The sequence below is a fragment of the Capnocytophaga sp. oral taxon 326 str. F0382 genome (assembly GCF_000318295.1).
GTDB lineage: Bacteria > Bacteroidota > Bacteroidia > Flavobacteriales > Flavobacteriaceae > Capnocytophaga > Capnocytophaga periodontitidis.
The window spans coordinates 1,591-18,772 of sequence record NZ_KB291373.1 but is presented as its reverse complement, the minus strand read 5'-3'; the positions used below and the strand labels follow the sequence as shown (position 1 = coordinate 18,772).

Annotated in this window: 10 protein-coding genes; all 10 read left to right on the top strand. The window is 40.7% G+C overall.

The window, feature by feature from the left end; genetic code table 11:
- Positions 1 to 57: 57 nt before the first annotated feature.
- The 10 genes from HMPREF9073_RS02015 to HMPREF9073_RS01970 all read left to right on the top strand — a co-directional run bounded on the left by HMPREF9073_RS02015 (position 58) and on the right by HMPREF9073_RS01970 (position 17,030).
- Positions 58 to 3,102 carry a SusC/RagA family TonB-linked outer membrane protein gene (locus tag HMPREF9073_RS02015; RefSeq protein WP_009412309.1) on the top strand — a complete coding sequence of 1,015 codons (3,045 nt, stop codon included), beginning with the start codon at positions 58 to 60 and terminating at the stop codon, positions 3,100 to 3,102.
- A 30-nt stretch (positions 3,103 to 3,132) separates the two neighbouring features.
- The gene (locus HMPREF9073_RS02010) at positions 3,133 to 4,779 is read left to right on the top strand and encodes a SusD/RagB family nutrient-binding outer membrane lipoprotein (protein ID WP_009412308.1); all 1,647 of its coding nucleotides are present in this window, start codon (positions 3,133 to 3,135) and stop codon (positions 4,777 to 4,779) included.
- A gap of 12 nt (positions 4,780 to 4,791) precedes the next feature.
- Positions 4,792 to 6,105, top strand: a complete 1,314-nt coding sequence (locus HMPREF9073_RS02005) for a hypothetical protein (protein ID WP_009412307.1) — start codon at positions 4,792 to 4,794, stop codon at positions 6,103 to 6,105.
- Positions 6,106 to 6,112: 7 nt separating this feature from the next.
- Entirely contained in the window at positions 6,113 to 7,396 is a 1,284-nt protein-coding gene (locus HMPREF9073_RS02000) for a DUF1735 and LamG domain-containing protein (protein WP_009412306.1), read from the top strand.
- Positions 7,397 to 7,409: 13 nt separating this feature from the next.
- Positions 7,410 to 8,396 (top strand): hypothetical protein, encoded by a 987-nt coding sequence (locus HMPREF9073_RS01995; RefSeq protein WP_034555151.1) that lies wholly within the window; start codon positions 7,410 to 7,412, stop codon positions 8,394 to 8,396.
- Positions 8,397 to 8,532: 136 nt separating this feature from the next.
- Positions 8,533 to 9,480 carry an aminodeoxychorismate synthase component I gene (locus HMPREF9073_RS01990; RefSeq protein ID WP_009412304.1) on the top strand — a complete coding sequence of 316 codons (948 nt, stop codon included), beginning with the start codon at positions 8,533 to 8,535 and terminating at the stop codon, positions 9,478 to 9,480.
- The gene (locus HMPREF9073_RS01985) at positions 9,480 to 10,079 is read left to right on the top strand and encodes an aminotransferase class IV (RefSeq protein WP_009412303.1); all 600 of its coding nucleotides are present in this window, start codon (positions 9,480 to 9,482) and stop codon (positions 10,077 to 10,079) included. Before HMPREF9073_RS01990 ends, HMPREF9073_RS01985 begins: the two co-directional genes overlap by 1 nt.
- A 569-nt stretch (positions 10,080 to 10,648) precedes the next feature.
- Complete coding sequence (locus tag HMPREF9073_RS01980; protein ID WP_009412302.1) at positions 10,649 to 13,684, top strand: TonB-dependent receptor; 3,036 nt, start codon at positions 10,649 to 10,651, stop codon at positions 13,682 to 13,684.
- Positions 13,685 to 13,696: 12 nt separating this feature from the next.
- The gene (locus tag HMPREF9073_RS01975) at positions 13,697 to 15,352 is read left to right on the top strand and encodes a RagB/SusD family nutrient uptake outer membrane protein (RefSeq protein WP_009412301.1); all 1,656 of its coding nucleotides are present in this window, start codon (positions 13,697 to 13,699) and stop codon (positions 15,350 to 15,352) included.
- 16 nt (positions 15,353 to 15,368) lie between these two features.
- Positions 15,369 to 17,030 carry a hypothetical protein gene (locus HMPREF9073_RS01970; protein ID WP_009412300.1) on the top strand — a complete coding sequence of 554 codons (1,662 nt, stop codon included), beginning with the start codon at positions 15,369 to 15,371 and terminating at the stop codon, positions 17,028 to 17,030.
- The last annotated feature ends 152 nt before the right edge of the window (positions 17,031 to 17,182 follow it).

Below are 17,182 nucleotides of genomic sequence, written 5' to 3'. Positions count from 1 at the left end.
CAATTGTTAAAATATTCTTAACTTTGCCTCGTAATAATAATTTTAATTATATTATATATGAAGGTAAAAATATTAATGTTATTTATCTTTGTGTGTTGTGGCAGCTTGCTATGGGCACAGGAGAAAACTGTAACGGGTGTCGTTACTGATGAAAGTAAAACTCCTTTACCAGGGGTGAACGTAGTTATTAAAGGTACTACGCGTGGTGTTTCAACAGATTTTGACGGGAAGTATACGCTTCGCGCTAAAGCTAATGAAACAATTGAATTTAGTTCTATAGGTTATGTTACCCAAACTAAAAAAGTAGTAGGCAATGGTAACAACCTTGTTATCAATGTACTGTTAAAAGATGAAACGCAACAGCTCACCGAAGTTGTAGTAACGGCTTTGGGTATCAAGCGCGAACAAAAAGCCTTGAGCTACAACGTGCAACAAGTGAAAGCTGAAGAGCTTACCAAAGTGAAGGACGCAAACTTCGTGAACAACCTCAATGGTAAAGTTGCAGGGGTGAACATTCAGCGCAGTGCTTCTGGGGTCGGAGGGGCTACCAAGGTGATTATGCGTGGTGCTAAATCTATCACAGGTAGCAACAATGCCCTTTATGTGGTAGATGGTATTCCGCTCAACAATGCTTCTTCTGCTTCCGATGGCGGCGATTTCGGTACTCCTGGAGGTGGTGAAAGTATCTCAGACTTCAACCCCGAAGATATCGAGAGTATCAATATCTTAACAGGCCCTTCAGCGGCTGCCTTATATGGTGCAGCAGCTGCCAATGGAGTGGTGATTATCAACACTAAAAAAGGTAAAGAAGGTAAAGTTTCCGTAAACTTCAACTCTAAAGTGGAAGTGCTTACTCCTTTTATTACTCCCGAATTTCAAAATACTTATGGCAGTAGTGGTGAAACCAGCTGGGGCGCTAAACTCGCAACTCCTTCTACTTACGACCCTCTCAAATTCTTCCATACAGGGGTAGTACACAACAACGCGGTAGATTTTTCTATAGGTTCTGCCCAAAACCAAACCTATGTATCTTTTGCTTCTACCGATTCTAAAGGGATTATCCCTACCAATGGTTACTACCGCCACAACTTTATGGGGCGTAATACTACTCATTTCCTAAACAACAAACTACATTTAGATATTTCAGCGAGTTATATCTTGCAAGGTAACCAAAATATGTACTCTCAAGGAGGGGTATTCAACCCGCTCACTTCTTTGTACCTCTTCCCTCGCGGTGATAATTTTGAAGAACTCAAAGCTTGGGAACGCTGGAATCCTTCACGCAAAATCAACGAACAATACTATCCTTATGTAGGTAATGTTGCCAATGGGGTCATAAAAGAAAATCCTTATTGGAATATCTATCGCCAGCAATTCTTAGAAAAGAGAAAACGCAATATGTACTCTGCTTCTCTTACCTATGATGCTCTTAGCTGGCTCAATATCAGTGGTCGTGTGCGTATTGATAACACTCAAGGAGAGGGCGAAATGCGTGCTTATGCTACATCCGACCAAAGTACAGGGGTAGGTTACTATGGCGAATGGCGTTATACGCTCAAAACAATCAATCAAACCTATGCCGATATAATGGCTAATATCAACAAAGATTTTGGTAAATATCAAGATGCCGATGGTAATGAACGCAAAATGTTTAATATCTCTGCCAACCTCGGAGCTTCTTACGACGATAACTTGCATAAAGAAGCTGGTTTTAGAGGTAATTTGCACAATATCTCCAATTTCTTTGCTGTGAGCAACCTCGACCCTCGTGGAGGTAAAGTGCAAACACATAGCCATACCCGCAATATAGCTGTATTTGGTAGTGCCGAATTAGGCTGGAAAAGCCGATTGTTCCTTACCCTTACTGGGCGTACCGACTGGGCGTCTCAACTTGTAAATACGAACGATGAAGCGATTTTCTATCCATCGGTAGGGCTTTCAGGGGTTGTTTCCGAATTTGTGAAAATGCCTGAATGGTTACCTTACCTCAAAGTGCGTGCTTCATATACCGAGGTGGGCTCACCTATCTCTCGTGAAGGCTTTACCCCTGGTACACGTACCTTCGGTTTTAGTGGTACTGGTATCAGTTCTGACCCCGATTATCCTTTCCCCGATTTTACCGCTGAACGCACTAAATCTTACGAAGCGGGCTTGAATGCCAAATTGTTTAAAAACGCTTTAAACCTTGATGTTACAGTTTATAAATCGAATACTTACAACCAATTGCTTTCTTATGATTTACCTGAATCCAGTGGTTACAAACGTTTGTGGTTACAAGCAGGTAATATAGAAAACAAAGGGATTGAAGCAGGATTAGGTTTCAACAAAACTTTTGGCAACTTTGCTTGGAGCAGCAATGTAACCTATACACGCAACATCAACCTCGTAAAGGAATTAGCTCATCATTACCGCAACCCTATCAATGGTACTTATTTTGATATTACCAAAGTGGGCAGCATTCGCGAAGGTGGTTCTATGACCGATGTGATTACCGATAAACTCCTTAAACGCGGTGCCGATGGCAAATTAGTAGATTCTGGCAAAGGCACTTACGAAATCGATAACACTCGCGAATACCTTATCGGTAATACCGCCCCCGATTTCACTATGGGATGGCGCAACAGTTTCACTTTCTATAAAAATCTATCACTCGATGTAATGATATATGGTCGTTTTGGTGGTATCGTGCAATCACGCACCCAAGCGTGGCTTGACCAGTACGGTGTTTCTAAAGCTACTGCCGATGCGCGTGACCGTGGAGGTGTAATGATTGACGGTGTGTTGTACGACGCTCGCAAATACTACGAAACCATTGCCAATGGTGGGGTAAGTTTGCCTGCTTACTATAGCTATGATGCTACTAATGTGCGCATACAAGAGTTATCACTTACCTATCGTTTGCCTTTAGCCGAAATGAATCGTATGAAATGGCTCAAATCACTCAGTATGTCGGTTACTGGTTATAACTTAGCTATGTTGTACCTCAAAGCGCCTTTCGACCCCGAATCAACTGCCAATACTAAAAGCTATGGCACTGGTGCCGACTTTTTTAGAATGCCTTCTCTCCGCAGTTTAGGTATCGCTATCAAAGCCTCTTTATAATAAAAACGTTTATTTTAAAAATGTAAACCAATGAAAAAATTACTATATATCAGTATGTTGTCCTTCCTTACCTTCGCTTGTACTAAGGATTTTCAGGACATCAATACCAATCCTACCAATCCTACTAAAAAAATAGCAGAACGCGATGGGATTAACATAGCAGGGTATTTGGGAACGATTCAAAACCAAATCATCCCTACCCGTGCGGTGAATGGTACCAACCTCTACCAAACCTCTATCAATATGATGGGCGATAGTTATGTAGGCTATATGAACCCTCCTATTAATAAGTGGAATAACCAAAAAAAAATGATTACAGGCTATATGGCTGAATGGTGGATGAACAATAACTATTCAGGTATGTTCAGCACTATTATTTCCTCTTGGCGTGACGTGAGAACTAATACCATTCTCGCCGACCCTAACGATATTACTTACAAAGCAATCTACCAAATGGTAATGATTTGCAAAGCTTTAGGGGTATTGCGCGCTACCGATATGTTTGGACCTCTACCATATTCTAACCAAGGTAAAGGGCTTACCAAAGTACCTTACGATTCTGTAGAAGATATTTATACCCAGCTCTTCAAAGAATTGGATGAAGCGGTAACTTATCTCAACGAGTACAAAAGCAATTACAGCCTTCCTGAAAGCATCCGTAAAAACGACTTTTTCTATGCGGGTGATTTGAACAAATGGATTAAATTTGCAAACTCTATTCGCTTGCGTATGGCAGTGCGCATCCGCTATGTAGCATTTGCCAAAGCTAAAGAAGAAGCTCAAAAAGCTCTCAATGGCGGTGTGATGGAAGATATGAGCGATATGGCTAAACTCCAAACTAACGAGCGCCTCATCATCCTCAACAGCTTAGAAATGATTGCTAATAACTACCAAGATACCCGTATGGGAGCAACTATCTGGTCATACCTCAAAGGCTATCAAGACCCTCGTATGAACGCTTACTTCAAGCTCAACCCTACCGAACGCCCCGATGGTTATACCAATCAAACAGAATTACAAGGTATACGCTCAGGTTTTGCAGGTGATAAAAACTATTTAGGCTTTGGCTACCCTAATATCAAAGAGGATTCTCCTACTTATGTGATGAAAACTTCTGAAGTCTATTTCTTAAGAGCTGAAGCCAAACTCTTTGGTCTTACTACCGATGCTAAAACCGACCAAACTCTTTATGAGGAAGGTATTGCAATGAGTTTTAGAGAAAATGGGGTGAGTGCTAATTCTTATGCAAGCAACAACACCAATAAACCTGCTCCTTATGTTGATCCTCTCAATGCAGCCAACAATCAAGGTGCACCTTCTGAAATAACCGTATCTTATGCCGCTGCAGCTACGAACGAGGATAAATTAGAGAAAATCATTACTCAAAAGTATTTAGCTATTTTCCCCGATGGTCACGAGGCTTGGACTGAATGGCGTCGTACAGGTTACCCTCGCCAAATCAACCCTGTAGCCTATAATGCCGATGCTATCCACGGTAACACTATCAAATCTACCGATGGTCGTACCAAAGGTGTCCGCCGTGCTATCTATCCTCAATCGGAATACACAGGTGAAAACCGTGAAAATGTACTCCGTGGTGTACAACTTTTAGGTCCTGGCGCTGTAGACGATTGTAATACTCACCTCTGGTGGGATGTAAACCCTAATACACGATAAAAATTAAAAACTATGAAAAACAGAACAGTTAAATATCTTAGTCTATGCGCTCTAAGTCTGTTAATGGCAAACTGCGTGAAAACAGAACCTTTAGACGTAGAAAAAGACTATAAACAGCAGCTCACCGAGCGTGCTAAACAAGAACAACAACGCGAGGCTGAAGCTAAAGCTAAAGCCGAAGCTGAAGCCCAAAAAAAATGGGATGCTTATTACCAAATGCTCACCGAGTACAAACAAAAAGCGTGGGCTAACCAAGGTGAAAAACCGTTTATCTATATGTGGTGGACAGGCTGGCGCGCCGTCGATGGGCTCGACCGCTCTTGGTTGCAATCCATCCCCGATACTACCACCGCTATCTCTCTTTGGGGGGGCTATGGTAAACAACCTGCCGATATGACCGAAAACGAAAAATACGACTTAGAAATTTTCCACAAAAAAGGAAGTAAAGTGTTCCTCTGCTGGCAAGTATCGAATGTAGGTCTTGGGCTGCCAAGTGAAGGCAAAGAAAATGGCTTTGCACTCTTCCGCCAAAAATATGGCGAACAAAAAACATCTGAGAATGAAACATTCCGCTGCCAAATCTACGCTCGCGACTTAGCGCGCTACATCATCGCTTGCGGTTTTGATGGTTTTGATATCGACTGGGAACCTAACATCGGTAACCACGGTCACGGCTACAACGAGTTTGCTTCTGGTACTTCTGTAAATGGTTATAACAAAAATATGAATACCTTTATCGCCGAAATTGGTAAATACTTTGGTGATAAATATTCAGGCGACCAACGCAAACAGTACCTCCGCGACCTTTTTGATGAAAACCATTCAGGCTACCACGAAAAAGAAAAAGAGTACATCCGTGCCTATAAACCTTTCTTTGAGAAAGGCAATTATGTAGAGAAAAAATATTACCTCTTGTATGATGGTGAAAGCCAACTCGATTTTGGTTTAAACGATAGTTATATCAGCAAATACATTATGCAAGACTATGGACCTAATCGTGTAGGACCTCTCCTTTTTATCTCTAATAAATATAAAAATGTTTCTACTTCCGAGTTTGAAAAAGGTCAGTTCAAATCTATTATAGTAAAAGCTGAAGCCGCTAAACGAAAAGAAGTAGGCGGAGTAGGCTCTTATCACGGTGAAATAGACTTCTCTACTTCAGCTGAAGATGTCGCTTTTAAAAGCTATTTGCAAGAGAAAAAAATAGAAGGTAGAAAGTACAAACACTACGCTTGGATGCGTGAAGCAACTCGTATTATCGACCCTCGTAGTACCGATGAATACAAGAATTTTAAAGAAGAATTGACAATTCGTAAACCTAAATAATTGACCTATGAAAAAGATTTGTATACTCTCACTCGCTGCCCTTGTTTGGAGTGCTTGTGAAAAACTGCCTAATACCGATGGTATCACCCCTCAAAAGGTAGTACTTTTTGATAACGCTGCGGTGACTACTATCAAAGTGAAAGACGATAGTGGCTCCAGTGCCCCTACCGAAGTGAAAGTGCGCTTGGCTAACCCCATCGCTGAAGATACTTACTATCAAGTGAGCTTGGATAAGAGTGCTATAACCGCTTATAATCAAGCAAATAAAGTGGATTACGACTTGGTGCCTGCTAACACCTTAGCAATGAGCTATACCGACCAAGGGGTTACCAAAACCGCCACCACACTCGTAGTACGTGTGCCTAAAGGACAACAAGTATCTGCTGGAAAACTCCAGTTCAATATCGGTGCTTTAGTCGATGCCAATGGTCAAAAACTCTCTGGAGCGAATAACTATGCCGTTGCCTTGAAACTCACCCCGATGAATGGTACTGTAATCGTGCAAAACAACCGCAAAAATGCCTTGTTCTTGCTCTCCCGTTCCTTTAAAACTAAAGTAGCTCACCTCAGAAATAAAGCTTTCCACGCTATCTATGGACAAAATACAGGAAAACAAGAGAGTGGTAAAACTTATGCTAACGATGTGAAACTCACTGCTTGGACAATGCAGTACTCTATAGCACCTATCAACGCGTCTCGCAATGCTGGTTTGATGTACCCTAACGGTCGTGCCTCTTCCGATTCTGCCCTTTACAACGTGCTCTATGGAGGTTCATTCTTGTTTATGAATGGCGGTCTCAAATTAGGCTTCAATACCGATAAAGGTAAAAACTTCAAATTCCAAGAAGTAACAGGGCATCCTTCTGCCGATAAATGGTACCACGTGGCAGTAACTTATGAAGAATTAGAAGGTCGCGCCTATTTGAAAATGTACGTGAATGGCGAATTGATGTTCGATTCAGCTGCCCCTGCTAAAATCAACGATTTCCCAATACTATGCTTTGGTAATGGTAACCTCGATGCTTATGTACGCGAAATGCGCCTTTGGAGCAAAGCGCTTACTCAAGGACAAGTAGCTGCTACCCAAAATTTTGTAAAACCCGATTCCGATGGCTTGGAATTGTACATACCGTATAACGAAGACCCTTATGTTGAGGAAAACGGACAAAAAGTAGTGAAAAATGCTTCTACCAATCCTAATAAAAAATTACCTGAAAAATGGTATATACACACTATCAATGGAGAAGTAAAACTCCCTACTGTAGATTATAACACCGAAGTTGAATTCTAAAAAAGTAAAAACAATGAAAAAAATATATCTATTAGGAGTACTTACTGCTGCTGCTTTATCTGTAGCTTGTACTCGCGACTCTAAGGAGTTAGACATCCTTAAAGAACCTACGCCTACACCTCCCGTAGTTTCTAACCCTCCGGTAGACCTCTCTAAAACTATCGTATCTTTCTCACCCAGTGAAATAAGTGAAAAAGTATTTAGAGACCCCAATACCAAACTCATTGAGGACACCTCTTTCAGCTTTGCGCCTAAGTACTTACAACGTGTATTAGCTACAGGCGAATCGGTAACCCTAAAAATTGAAAAAGAACAAGTGGGGTATGAAAGAAGTCTGCCCGATGGAGCTTACACTGTTGAAAAAGCTGAAATCTCATCAGCTAACGCCAGTGAACAATTTAAGGTAACCCTCAAACCCGAGGCACTTAAAGAAATCGATATCACCAAAGAGTACACCCTCCGCTTTCGTATGAAAATAGCGAGTAAAACACCTCAAGACCTTGCTGTTGAAACCGCTACCGACGATGGCGCTTATCGCATCAAAATCTCTTTTGTAGAAGATAGCTTCCCTAAAGATGGTAATAATTTAGAAGAAGCTGACAGTGCTTCGTCCTCAATTATTGATGATGAAGAATATGAATTTGAGTCTAATTACGCTGAAAACCATTTGAGCAAACTCAAAAATAGCTATAGCAATTGGTGGGTAGATGGTGAAGATAATAGCATTTATCTCATTACCAATTTTACTGATGAAACTGAAGTGAACGGCATAGTGATTTCTCAGCCTTGGAGTGACACAAAAACTCTTGAAGGGGTAGATATTTCAGCCTCTCCCGATGGTACTACCTATTACCCTCAAGGCTCTTACACACGTAGTAGCTACAAGCAAAAAATATACTTGAAGTTCAAAAAACCTATCAAGGTAAAGAAAATTAAATTTACCAATTTCAAAAAACATAACGATAGATATATCGATATCTATAGAGTTCAGTTCTTTTAAACAAAAATAGGTTTGGTTCTTAAAACTTTGTCAAATACCTCAATGCCTCGCGCTATGGTTTTTGGCAAAGTTTTTTTGTACTATATTTTTTACTACTTTTGCGCCTTGATAATTGAAATCAAAAAGTAAAAAACTAATGAACACTACCCACTGGAAAAATCATCTCAACAGCTGCGGATTGCACCGCACTCCCTGTCTATTTATCATTGACTATAAAGGCGAAAACGGAAGGGTATTCCCTCTCTCCCAGCTTCCTAATGATATTGCTTTCTCTTTTGCTGAAGAGAAAAAAACTAATGCAACGCCTATTCCTATAGAAAAATATCCCATCCCTTATCCCGATTTTCAAAAAGCCTTTGATAAGGTACATTCTCACCTTAAAAACGGCGATACCGAGCTTGTAAATCTCACTTTTGCTACCGAAATCTCAGCCGTTTCTCTCAAAGAGGTATATCACAACGCCTCTGCTAAGTACAAATTGCTGTACAAAGATGAGTGGGTGTGCTTTTCGCCCGAAATATTCGTAAAAATAGAAAATAACCTGATAAAAACCTACCCTATGAAGGGGACTATCAGCGCAACAATCCCCGATGCCGAGGCGACACTGCTCAACAACGAAAAGGAAATCGATGAACATCACAAGGTAGTACGTCTATTGTCCGACGATTTGCAAAAAGTAGCTACCAATGTACACACCACCCGCTTCAGATATGTAGATGTGATTAAAAAATCTACGGGCGATCTTTTGCAAACAAGTTCTGAAATCGTCGGTGAACTGACCAACGGTTGGCAAGCACACTTAGGTGATTTGTTGGCGACATTGCTCCCTGCGGGTTCTATTGCAGGTGCACCTAAAGAAAAATCGATTGAGGTCATCGCCGAAGCCGAAAATTATGAGCGCGGTTATTACACAGGCATTGCAGGCGTTTTCGATGGTAATACGGTAGATAGTTGTGTGCTTATACGCTTTATCGAACATATCGGCGATAAGTATTACTACAAAAGTGGTGCAGGCATTACCGCACAAAGCCAACCGCAAAACGAATACAACGAAATTATTGAAAAAATATATATCCCTATTTAATGGAAAACCAACAGTTTATAGAATCAATAAAACTCCTCGATGGTGATATCTATCATTTAGCATATCACCAAGAGCGCGTTTGCCGTACCTTTTCACATTTCTTCCCAAATGAAAAGGTACTTTCGCTGCAGGATAGTATTGCCAAAATTGCCTTACCAGCAAACGGAAAGTACAAAATTCGTATTGTGTATAGCATGGACAACCCTATTGTAGAAATACACCCTTATCACATCAAACCTATCAACACTATCAAATGTGTAAACGCCGATGAATACGATTATTCTTACAAATTTTTAAACCGAGAATTTCTCAACACTTTAAAACAAACTTCTGGTGCCGATGAGGTGATTTTTCTCAAAAACGGCAAAGTTACCGATAGCAGCTATGCTAACATTATCTTTTTCGACGGCAAACAATGGCTTACACCCTCCACTTTTCTTCTCAATGGTACCTGCCGCCAGCGACTCCTCAACGAAGGTAAAATTACCGAAGCCTCTATACACTATACTGATATTCAAAACTTTGAACAAATAGGTTTCATCAATGCGATGCTCGATATGGGAGAGTTTAATTTGCCAATGAGCAAATTAGTAAATTAGTAAATTAGCAAATTTGAAAATTAGCAAATGAGGTTAAGTCTATATTTCTCATTAGAACAATCTTTCTCATAAATACTCACTTTTCCGGATTGTCCCCCTTCGGGAAAGCCAGCGAGTGCTCACAGCTGGGTATGTGCACGGCAATTGCCGAGTAAGTGAGTCGGGGGCTACCCTTCTCATTTATTAAAAATATTTTATAATACATTTCCTATAAAAAATAAATCCACTCCTTATATATCGCTTTTTCTTTTCGTTTTACTACCTCTTGAAGACTAAAAAACGCCATTTTTAACTGTTAAAAAACAAAAATCGTAAAAATAACATAACTAAATAAAATAAACACTTTTAATTTATCTATTTGATTATAAGTGTTATATATGATAATACTCTCCTAAAATATAAATTTTAATAAAAATATTTAATAAAAAACTTGCAATTTTGTTTTTTTTTGTTTTTACTTTGCACCGTCAATAAAAATAATTAGCAAATTAGCCAATTAATCAATTAGTAAATTAGTCAATGATTTATTTACTGATTTCCAAATTTTCAAATTTTCAAATTTAAAAACTATGCAAAGTAAAGTAACTTTGATCAGACATTGGGTAACACTTTTGTTGCTCTGTCTAACTACTTCTCCTTTGTGGGCGCAGACGCTCGATGTTAAAGGAAAAGTAACCGATGCTAACAAAGAACCCTTAATGGGGGCAAGTGTAGTAGTGAAAGGTACTACCCACGGGGTGAGTACTGATATGGACGGGAACTATTCCCTCAACAATGTGCCTCGGGGTGCTACTTTAGAAATTTCCTATATAGGAATGGTTACCCAGAATATTGCTGTTAATGGGCGTTCGCTTATCAATGTACAGATGAAAGATGAAAACCAACAGCTTGAAGAGGTGGTAATTGTAGGCTATGGTACTCAAAAGAAATCGAGTATGACGGCTGCGGTGTCTTCAGTCTCTGCTAAAGAGGTGCAAAAGCAGGTAACTGCCAATGTGGCTTCAGCTCTTCAAGGGCGTACCCCTGGGGTAGAAATCTTGCAACGCGGTGGTATTGCAGGTGCCGAGGTGAATATTGTTGTACGTGGAGCAGGCTCTTTTGGTGCTACTGCACCGCTTTATGTAATCGACGGGGCTATTGCCGATGGACTTGATGCACTCAACCCTTCGGATATCGAATCCATAGAAATACTTAAAGATGGTTCAGCAGCGGCTATCTATGGTTCACGTGCTGCCAATGGGGTTGTGTTGGTTACTACTAAAAATGGTAAAAGTGGTAAAACCATAGTAGAGGTAGATGCTTCTTATTCATACCAAACGCCTTCTAAAATGCTTGATATGATGAATGCTGAGCAATGGCGTACTTTTGCTAATCAAGTGGCTGACAATAGTCCGTCTTACGACCGTGCTCCTCAAAACGTAAACCCTACCGACCCTAATCGCAGTACCGATTGGCAGGATTTATACTACCGCAATGCGCCAATGAGTAGTTTCAATGCGAGTGTATCGGGTGGAGGTGAAAGCTCTACTTTCAACACCAGTTTGGGCTATGTAAGACAAGAGGGAATTATCATCAAATCGGAATATGACAAGTACAATGCACGTATCAACTCTACTTTTAAAAAGGGTAGATTTTCCTTGACAGAGAAACTATCCATTGCCAATACTAAGAAAGTAGCTCCTCCGAGTGTTCGTACGCTCGAAATGCCTACTATTCCTGTAACTGATGAAAATGGACGTTATATTTCTACAGCTGCTTCAAAAGGTTATTCTATTACCAATACTAATATTTCCAATCCTTTAGCAGCTATTTATAAACAAGATGCTTTCACCCGAAACACTAGTGCTACAGGAAGTTTATCAGGAGCTTTTAAACTGATGAAAGGTTTGCAATATAAGCTAAATGTAGCAGGTACTTATGTAAATACCAATACCTATAAACACACTCCTGCTTATAATACCTTCTTTAATCCTGATGGTACTCCTGATGCCAAACTCAATCAAACAGGACGTACTTCATTATCGGAAGGTAGAGCTGAAAACTTTAATTATACTATTGATAATCTGCTCACTTTTAACCGTACTTTTCAAAAGAAACACCATTTCGATGTGCTATTAGGTACCAGCTGGATGCGTGAGTTTTACCGTAAAAACTCTATCAGTTCAGGGGTGAACGATTTAGGAGCCCCTACCGTAAAAACGTATAATGGTGAAGGGGTAGTAGGGTCTAACCAACTTAACAGTGCGTTACTTTCTTTCTTCGGTAGGTTGAATTACGACTACAACAACAAGTATTTGCTATCTTTTAGCTTGCGCCGTGATGAGTCCTCTAAATTTGCCAAAGGGCATCGTATAGGCTATTTCCCTTCAGCTTCAGTAGGTTGGAATATTCATTCAGAACCTTGGTTTGATACCGAACTGCTTAGCAAACTAAAACTGCGTGCCAGTTATGGTGAATTAGGTGCTAACTTTATTGACCCTTATACTTTCTTGAATTTGGCTTATGGTCCTGTACCAGCTATTTTCGGTAGTAGCCGTCAGTATGGTTATGTTACTCGCTTTGCACAACAAGACCTTACGTGGGAAACTTCTATTACCTCCAATGCAGCTATCGAGGTAGGCGTACTCAACAATATGCTCTCCTTCACAGCCGAATACTTTATCAAGCGCAACAACAATTTGTTAGCACCACTCGAGTCATTACCTTCTTCAGGACAAACAATTACGATTAATAAAGGAGCTGTACCTAACTACAATACAGCTTCTGTGGAAAACAAGGGATTGGAGTTTTCTTTGGAATTCAGAAAGAAATCGGATGATTTCACTCTTAACTTCCAAACCAATCTCACTTATATGCAAAATAAAGTGTTGGCATTGGGTGAAGGGGTACAACCTATTCGTGGAGAGTTGATGAGTGCTAAGTTTAACGACCGTCCTACCATTACTAAAGAAGGCTTACCTATCGGTACTTTCTGGGGCTATAAAGTAGTAGGAATTAATGACCAAGGCGATTTTCTTTATCAAGCCAAAGACGGCACTGCTAAGCTGGCTAAGCAGCTAAAAGAAGACGATAAACAAGTAATCGGGAACCCTACTCCTGATTTCACTTTTGGCTATAACCTCAATTTAAATTATAAGAATTGGGATTTCACCGCTTTCTTCCAAGGGGTAGCAGGCAATGAAATTTTCAATGCCGAAAAGTATGATTTGTACTTCAACTATAATAGTAATGCACCTGTAGATGCCTTAAATTCTTGGACTCCTACCAATCGCAATACTAAGTTACCTATTGCCAAAACTGATAACTATAATGGGGGTAATGCTTTACCCAGTACATTCTATATAGAAGATGGCTCGTATTTGCGTCTTAAAAACGTGCAAATAGGCTATACTTTCCCCGAAACATTACTCAAAAAGATAGGAGGCTTACGCTCGTTACGTATTTACGGCAGTGCTCAAAACCTATTTACGCTTACTAACTATTCTCTTTACGACCCTGAGGTAAGTAGCAATGCTTTGTTCAACAAAGGTATTGACGGCTTGGAAGCCAATGCTCCTGCTATCAATGCTCGCGTGTATAATATGGGATTAAAACTCACTTTTTAAACTGAATGCAAAATGAAAAAGAATATATACAAAATTATAGCTGTGAGCTTGCTGTTAGCTACTACAACGGCTTGCGAAAAAACCTTTGACGAATTGGCGAGCAACCCTAACCAACAAGACGTAAATGGATTTTACAATACCCCGCAAAATATCAACAAAGGGGTGATAGGAATCTATGCCTATATCACTACCCCTCGTGCGATGGGTACTGCAGGACGCTTGCAAATCAATCGTGGTGATGAGAGTAGCGACTGCTCCGACTATGGAGAACCTGGTCAGTATTCTGCTAACCTATCCAGCTCTTGGTATACCATTGTGCAACCTTATGCGCTCTTCTATACTGCAGCTTCTCAAGCCTGCCAAATGATAGAAGCAATTCCTAATGTAAACTTTACGAACCAACAGTTGAAAAATGCCTATTTGGGTGAAGCTTATTTTTTAAGGGCTTATACACACTGGTTTTTATTTCTCAACTTTCGCAATATCCCGTTGATGAAAGAATTGCCAAAGTCTGCCAAAGACTACAAACCTCAGGCAACTCCTGAAGAGGCTTGGGATTTTATTATCTCCGACCTCAAACGTGCTAAAGAACTCTTACCTGAAAAAGGTTTTTGGACAGGTGAATCAATAGGGCGCGTTACCAAAGGTTCAGCTATCGCACTGCTCGGTAAAGCCTATTTATACCGCTCAGGCATTGAACGTTATTATGGCAACAGCACTACTACCTATTACAACGAGGCAGCTGCCGAGTTCAACGAGCTTATCCTCAGTGGTAAATATCGCTTGGTAGCCGATTATAACGACAACTTTAAGGTAGCTACCGAAAACAACGATGAGTCTATTTTCGAGCTCCAATTCTTGGGTGATGTAACCAATACGGGCTTCAACCCTGGTTTGTCTAACAGTGGGGTGTGGCGTGACCCTCGTGGCTATTTACCTCCTACCAATAAAAATGCCAGCAGTAGTGTGATTCACGATTGGGTATACAATACCTTTGTCAATTCTAAAGATGCTTCAGGGCATACCGACCCACGTATGTTTGGCACATTGATTTTTGATGATACTAAACCCGAAATTAATGCCCGTACAGGTGATGAAGTACGTATTTTCGACAATAAAACTTTTAGAGAATACTACGGTGCAAAAGGTTTTGGAGTAGCTAAAGCTCAAGCTAATAAATATAAAGCGGCTTGCCGTAAAGGTATTGATTGGACACTTAGTACTCGTAACCCTGGTAATAACTTCTATATGTGGAACGGTAGAGCTAATGGCTTAAACCAAATAGAAATTCGCTATGCCGATGTATTACTAATGTATGCTGAAGCGGTTGTAAATGGAGGAACACAAGGCTCTTTGAGTGCGTTAGACGCTGTAAACCAAGTACGTGCCCGTGTAGGGATGCCTGCCGTAGCATCTGTAGATATGAACGTGATTGAACGCGAACGCATCTTAGAACTTACTCAAGAAGGACATCGCTTTTTTGACCTCTTGCGCTGGGGCAAAGTAGTACAACGCTTCCGCGAATTAGAAGCAAGTGATCCTAATTTCAAACAGTATAACAATTCAGCTTACCTCGGTTTCCAAGAACACAAAAACGAGTGGCTACCGCTACCAGTAGACGAAGTAGAAGGCAACCCTTATATCCAACGTAATAACCCCGGCTGGTAATTAGCAAATTAATATAATGAAAAAAATAATATTTTTACTTTCAATTACTTTATGTATAAAGTCTTTCGGTCAGGTACTTCATAACGGCATTCAGCTACCTGCTGAGTGGCCTCCCCGTTATGAAGAGCCTACTGAGAGAAAAGAAATGCCCGTACCTTATTTGCAGCACAAACCTGCTGTCATTCCTATCAATACGGGCAGACAACTATTTGTAGATGACTTTTTGCTCAGTGAGAACCATTTGCAAAAGGTTTATCATACCCCTACTTACTATGCGGGCAACCCTGTATTGGAACCTGATAGAGAATGGGAGAAAACTACCCAAGGAGCCGTCTATGCCTCTCCTTTCAGCGATGGGGTGTGGTATGACGAGCGTGATGGCAAATATAAAATGTGGTACCTTACTGGGGCTGGATCGCTCCACAAGCAAGACCCTCAAACTTTCTACACCGGTTATGCCGAATCAACCGATGGTAAGCATTGGATAAAGCCCGCAATGGGAGTTTATAGCAATACTAATATTGTAGAAACATCTAACCGTGATGCGGCTACCGTATGGCTCGACCGCAATGAAAAAGACCCTGCCAAACGTTGGAAACTCTTTAATGTAGAACGCCGCCCTTCTGACCGCCGTTGGCAGTTTGTACTCAAATATTCTCCCGATGGTGTGCATTGGAGCAAAGGGGTAGCACAGTCAGGTGATATATACGACCGTTCATCAGCTTTTTATAATCCTTTTACTAAAAAATGGGTGATTAGTATGCGCTACGGTACCCCAGTCTCAAGCCGCTCGCGTGCTTATGTAGAGCACTCTGACCCTGAAGAACTGGTATCGGTAACTCACCGTATACGCAAAGACGATCGCGACAAGCACGTACATTTTTGGTTCACTCCCGACGATAAAGAGTTGCGCCATGAAAAATATCCCGAAGTAGAACCTGGTATCTATAATTTTGATGCGATAGCTTATGAGAGCATCATCCTTGGATTCTATAGTGCGTGGGCTGGACCTGAAAACAAAGTGTGTGAGCAAGATAAGATACAGAAGCGCAATGTGATTTCTCTCGGTTATAGTCGTGATGGTTTTCACTTTGCACGCCCTACCCACCAACCCTCTATGAATGTGAATGAAACTAAAGGAGCGTGGAACTGGGGTAATATGCAGTCAGTAAATGGGGTGCCTATCATTGTAGGTGATTCGCTTTACTTCTATGCCAGCGGTCGCAGACTCAGTGAGGTGTTCTGGGATAGCCATACCTCTACAGGCTTGGCTACTTTGCGCCGTGATGGTTTTGTGTCGCTCAAAGCTGATAAGAAAGAGGCTTTTGCCACTACTGAAAAAGTAAGTTTTGATGGTGAATACCTCTTTGTAAATGCAGCGGTTAAGAAAGGTAAACTATTAGTAGAAGTGTTAGATGAAAATGGTACTCCTATTGCAGGTTTCACTAAAAAGGATTGTATAGTATTGCAAAAAAGTGATGGTACCAAAGCACGCGTACAATGGAAAAACAACGCTACCCTCACAGCACTCAAAGGCAAGCCCGTACGTTTTAAATTCTACCTTACCAATGGTGATCTCTACGCTTTTTGGGTATCTCCTTGGGAAACAGGAGAAAGTAGAGGTTATACCGCTGGCGGTGGCAAAGGTTTAAATCCCTCAGGTATTGATGAACCGTAAAAATTAGCAAATTTGAAAATTAGCAAATGAGCAAATGAACCTCCTAATTCTCATATTGCCCATATAGTTCACACTTTTGCAGCTTGTCCCCCGTTCGGGGACAATTAACAAATCAACAAATGAAAAAAATAATATTTTTACTTTCAATTACT